Consider the following 3,992-nt stretch of genomic DNA (forward strand, 5'->3'; position numbering starts at 1 on the left):
GTTCCTGCCGACCATTCGCCTACACGACGCCCTCCGATGACGCCTCCCTTGCCTCGCCTGACTGCGGCCCGAGCGCCGCAAACCCACAGCATCAGCGTGCTCGACGAGCATGGCCAGCGCCAGCAGGTGTCGATCCCCGCCGAACGAGCGCTCACCGTCTTCGTCGACAAGCGCGAGTTGGTCACGCTCATGACCCTGGGCGCCGCGCCCGAACTGCTGGTGTTGGGCTATTTGCGCAATCAGCGCCTGGTCGACTCGGTGCATGACATCGAGTCGGTCACGCTCGACTGGGATGTCGGCGCCGCGGCGGTCAAGACGCGCGCCGGCATCGACGATTTCGATCGCAAGACGGCGCACCGCGTGGTCACCACCGGCTGCGGACAGGGCACCGTGTTCGGCGGCCTGATGGACGAGATCGACCGCGTCGACCTGCCCGCGCCGCACCAGGCCCGCATCAGCCAGCGCGGTCTCTACGCGCTGCTCGACGCCATGCGCCGCCAGGACAGCACCTACAAATCGGCCGGCTCGGTCCACGGCTGCGCACTGTTCACGCTGACGCCCGACGACGCCCGGCTCGAACTGTTTGTCGAGGACGTGGGCCGCCACAACGCGATCGACACCATTGCCGGCTGGATGTGGCTGCAGGGCGTCGGCGGCGCCGACAAGGCCTTCTACACCACCGGGCGTCTGACCAGCGAGATGGTCATCAAGTCGGCGCAGATGGGGGTGCCGATCGTGGTGTCGCGCTCGGGTATCACGCAGATGGGCCATGAACTCGCCACGCGGCTCGGCCTGGCGCTGTTCGGTCGCGCGATGAACAAGCACTTTCTCTGCTACAGCGGCTTCGAGCGTTTTGACGGCGATGCGGCGCTGGCCGCGCCGGCTACAGCGCCTGTCGCCCCCCGTTTGACGCCACCGACGTGAGTGAACTGAGCACCATTACCCCGGCGAGCGACGCGCCCGCAGACACCGGGTCGTCCCCGTCGACTCCGCGGCGCGGCGCTCTGGCCGCGTGGTGGCGCGCCGCTTGGCGCAGCGCGGTCGGCCTGCGGCCTGGCGAGCCGCTGTCTCAGCCCGGCCCGGTGGCGATCGCCTTGCTGATGGCGACCAGCTTGCTGCTGTCGCTGGCCACGCAGCGCCTGATGATCGACGGCCCGGCGACGTTCAATGCGCCCGCGCTGCAGTCCGGCTGGTTGTCGAGCCTGGTATCGGTGTGGCTGTGCTGGCTGTTGACGCGCCGCGCGTCGCGGCCGCGGCCCGACGCTGCGATCGACCGCGGCGCCACGCTGCTCGGCTTGCTGCTGGCGCAGTCGGTGGTGATCCTGGTGGTCGGCGGGCTGGGCCTGGCGGTGCTGTTTCGCAGCGGGCTGCTCGACCACCTGCCGGCGGGCGTGCTGGCGGTCTTGTGGTGGGCACCCTGGGGGTGGAGCTGGTTGGTGACGCTGCGTCTGATGCAGCGGCAGGTGCCGGCGCGCTCGGCGATGGCCGCGCTCGCCGCGGCCGTGGTCACCGCGGCGTATGTGCTGGACCTGCAACTGCCGCACGACCCCTTCTGGTACCCGGCGCGGGAGGGCGCCTCCGAACGCTACCTGAGACTGACCCCGCAGGCCATCGAAGCCCAGTCCGGCTTGCTCGCCCGGGCCACGGCGGTGCTCGCGCCGCAGCGCCCGGGCATCGTCGACCTGTACGCCATCACCTTCGCGCCCTATGCCGACGAGGAGGTGTTCCGCCGCGAAAGCGCGATGGTCGACGCGGTCATGCAGCAGCGCTTCGACGCCCGGGGGCGCAGCTTGCAATTGGTCAACCATGCGCAGACCGCCGAAGCGCTGCCGTGGGCCACGGCGCAGAACCTGCGTCGCGCGATCGAGGGCGTGGCCGCGGTGATGGACCGCGACGAGGACGTGCTCTTCATCCACCTCACCTCGCACGGCGCGCGCGGCGGTGAGCTGGCGGCGTCGCTGTGGCCGCTCGAGGTGCCCGCCGTCACGCCGGTCGAACTGCGCGCCTGGCTCGACGCCGCCGGCGTGCGCTATCGCGTGCTGTCGATCTCCGCCTGCTACGCGGGCTCCTGGATCGCGCCGCTGGCCGGCGACACCAGCCTGGTGATGACGGCCGCGGACGCCGAGCACACTTCCTACGGTTGCGGCCGCAAATCGGCGCTGACGTTCTTCGGCCGCGCGATGTACGACGAGGCACTGCGCGAGACGCACTCGTTCGAGCGCGCGCACGCACGGGCGCGCGGCGTGATCGAGCGACGCGAGCGTGAGGCCGGCAAGGACGACGGCTACTCCAACCCACAGATCAGCGTCGGTGCAGCGATCCGCGCGCCGCTGGCCGCGCTGGAGCAGCGACTGCAGGCAGCGCCCACCCCGACCGGCTCCCTACAATCGCCGACCACCGATCCCGACAGCCAAAACGCGACTGCGCCCCGATGAGCATCAAGAGCGACCAATGGATCCGCCGCATGTGCGAGCAGCACGGCATGATCGAGCCCTTCGAGCCGGGCCAGGTGCGTCATTCGGCCGACGGCCAGCGCATCGTGAGCTACGGCACCAGCAGCTACGGCTACGACGTCCGCTGCGCGCCCGAGTTCAAGGTGTTCACCAACATCTACAGCACGGTGGTGGACCCGAAGAACTTCGACGAAAAGAGCTTCGTCGACATCGCCGCCGACGTCTGCATCATCCCGCCCAACAGCTTTGCGTTGGCGCGCACGCTCGAATACTTTCGCATCCCGCGCAACGTGCTGACCATCTGCCTGGGCAAGAGCACGTATGCGCGCTGCGGCATCATCGTCAACGTCACACCGCTGGAGCCCGAGTGGGAAGGTTTTGTCACGCTCGAGTTCAGCAACACCACGCCGCTGCCGGCCAAGATCTACGCCGGTGAGGGCTGCGCCCAGGTGCTGTTCTTCGAGAGCGACGAGGTCTGCGAAACCTCTTACAAAGACCGCGGCGGCAAGTACCAGGGCCAGCGCGGCGTGACCCTGCCCAAGACGTGATCCCCTGCCGGCCGCGAGATGCGGCATGGCATTTGCCCCGCACCAGCAGACTCGCCCCGAGTCGTCGGAGACCGTCATGAAATGGGAAGGCGAACGCGAGAGCGAGAACGTGGAAGACCGTCGCAGCAGCGGTGGCGGCGGGCTGCCGGGGCTGGGCATCGGCGGGCGCGGCATCGGCATCGGCACCATCGCGATCGCGCTGGTGGGCGGCTGGATCTTCGGCATCAACCCGCTCACCATTCTGGGTATGTTGAGCGGCGGCGGTGCGCCCACCGAGCAGGTGTCGAGAGCGCCGTCGAATGCGCCGCCCGCCAACGACGCGCAAAGTCGCTTCGTGCGCACCGTGGTGGCCAGCACCGAGGACGTGTGGACGGCGGTGTTCCAGCGCGACCAGGCAACTTACCGCGCGCCCAAGCTGGTGATGTTTCGCGGCGCCACGCGCACCGCCTGCGGCACCGGGCAAAGCGCGATGGGGCCGTTCTATTGCCCCGGCGACCAGCAGGTCTACATCGACCTCGACTTCTTCGACACCTTGAAGCAGCGGCTCGGCGCCCCCGGCGATTTCGCGCAGGCCTACGTGATCGCCCATGAGATCGGCCATCACGTGCAAAACGTGCTCGGCACCAGCGAGAAGGTCGAAGCGGCACGGCGCGGCGGCAGCCCGGCGCAGGGCAACGCGATGAGCGTGCGGCTCGAGCTGCAGGCCGACTGTTTCGCCGGCCTCTGGGGTCACCATTCACAGCAGGCCAAGCAGTGGCTGGAGCAGGGTGACATCGAGGAAGCCTTGAACGCGGCCTCCAAGATCGGCGACGACACCCTGCAGCGGCGCTCGCAGGGCACGGTGGTGCCGGAAAGCTTCACGCATGGCAGCAGCGCGCAGCGCGTGCAGTGGTTCAAGCGCGGCTTCGAGTCGGGCCGGGTGGCCGACTGCAACACCTTCGACGCGCCACCGCGCTGAGCGACTGCGCCGGCCGCGCAGGGCCGGGCGGCG

The 3,992-nt window shown here is 69.4% G+C and carries 4 protein-coding genes; all 4 read left to right on the forward strand.

Annotation, left to right across the window (positions count from 1 at the left end; translation table 11 throughout):
* The first annotated feature begins 36 nt into the window (after nt 1-36).
* The 4 genes from RMO12_RS07870 to RMO12_RS07885 all read left to right on the forward strand — a co-directional run bounded on the left by RMO12_RS07870 (nt 37) and on the right by RMO12_RS07885 (nt 3,959).
* Nucleotides 37-924 carry a formate dehydrogenase accessory sulfurtransferase FdhD gene (locus tag RMO12_RS07870; protein ID WP_309638865.1) on the forward strand — a complete coding sequence of 296 codons (888 nt, stop codon included), beginning with the start codon at nt 37-39 and terminating at the stop codon, nt 922-924.
* Entirely contained in the window at nt 921-2,435 is a 1,515-nt protein-coding gene (locus tag RMO12_RS07875) for a C13 family peptidase (protein ID WP_309638866.1), read from the forward strand. The genes RMO12_RS07870 and RMO12_RS07875 overlap by 4 nt, the downstream gene beginning before the upstream one ends.
* Nucleotides 2,432-3,001: a dCTP deaminase gene (gene dcd / locus RMO12_RS07880; RefSeq protein ID WP_309638867.1), complete on the forward strand. Its 570-nt coding sequence runs from the start codon at nt 2,432-2,434 to the stop codon at nt 2,999-3,001. The genes RMO12_RS07875 and dcd overlap by 4 nt, the downstream gene beginning before the upstream one ends.
* Before the next feature lie 76 nt (nt 3,002-3,077).
* On the forward strand, nt 3,078-3,959 hold the full coding sequence (locus tag RMO12_RS07885; protein WP_309638868.1) for a neutral zinc metallopeptidase: 882 nt from the start codon (nt 3,078-3,080) through the stop codon (nt 3,957-3,959).
* The last annotated feature ends 33 nt before the right edge of the window (nt 3,960-3,992 follow it).

It is taken from the genome of Methylibium sp. (assembly GCF_031393925.1).
Classification (GTDB): Bacteria; Pseudomonadota; Gammaproteobacteria; order Burkholderiales; family Burkholderiaceae_C; genus Methylibium.

Excerpts from the sequence above, each read along its gene's own strand:
- RMO12_RS07870 (WP_309638865.1), top strand. The coding sequence starts at position 37 with ATGACGCCTCCCTTGCCTCGCCTGACTGCGGCCCGAGCGCCGCAAACC.
- dcd (WP_309638867.1), top strand. The coding sequence starts at position 2,432 with ATGAGCATCAAGAGCGACCAATGGATCCGCCGCATGTGCGAGCAGCAC.
- RMO12_RS07885 (WP_309638868.1), top strand. The coding sequence starts at position 3,078 with ATGAAATGGGAAGGCGAACGCGAGAGCGAGAACGTGGAAGACCGTCGC.